This window comes from Escherichia sp. S10b (assembly GCF_028421345.1).
Classification (GTDB): Bacteria; Pseudomonadota; Gammaproteobacteria; order Enterobacterales; family Enterobacteriaceae; genus ECMA0423.
This window is the reverse complement of record NZ_JAHZSO010000020.1, coordinates 1-590: the sequence shown is the minus strand read 5'-3', so window position 1 is coordinate 590 and position 590 is coordinate 1. Positions and strand designations below refer to the sequence as shown.

Annotated in this window: 1 pseudogene; it reads right to left on the bottom strand. The window is 59.0% G+C overall.

Annotated features, from left to right (window positions below):
• A pseudogene (locus FTE26_RS01205) lies at window positions 1–590 on the bottom strand (conjugative transfer relaxase/helicase TraI); the annotation flags it as partial.

The window sequence follows — 590 nt, the reverse complement described above, 5'->3', positions numbered from 1 at the left end:
CACCGTCCAGACGCTGTTGGCCACATAACCGCGCTCCCGGTCACTCTTCGTGAAGCGCATCCGGTCACCGGTTCCCACCCGGATTTTGTCTGGTGTGTACAGTGTGACACCTTCAGCCACCGCCTCCCGGGGCGAAATCAGCCGCGTGTTACCTTCCGCATCCTCCAGGGTTATCAGCCCGTCATCCTTGCTGATACCGGCAATCCGGTGATACACACTATCCACCAGGGCAAGGGCATCCGGGTTATTCTCCCAGGTGGAGAGACGACGCAGTTCTCCGTCACGTATATTCGCTGTGTTCAGGACAGGCACCATGACCTGCTCTTTGCCCAGCTCACCGGCCTTTTCCCGTGCATCATGAATCATGCTGTTCAGTACGCGCCGGTCCTCATTCAGGTGCGTGACAATCAGCGTCTGCTCCCGTGCTTCCGGTGTCCTGCCGGTATAGTCGCGGACAATGGCCTCATACAGTGTCATGGGGATATCCGGGAAAGCCTCGCCTTTCAGCATCGCCTTCTGCTGCGCTTCTGCCAGTTTCGCTTCCTGGCTGTGACTGAACTCCGTCACGGAGTGCTCCGGTGCCCATGCGC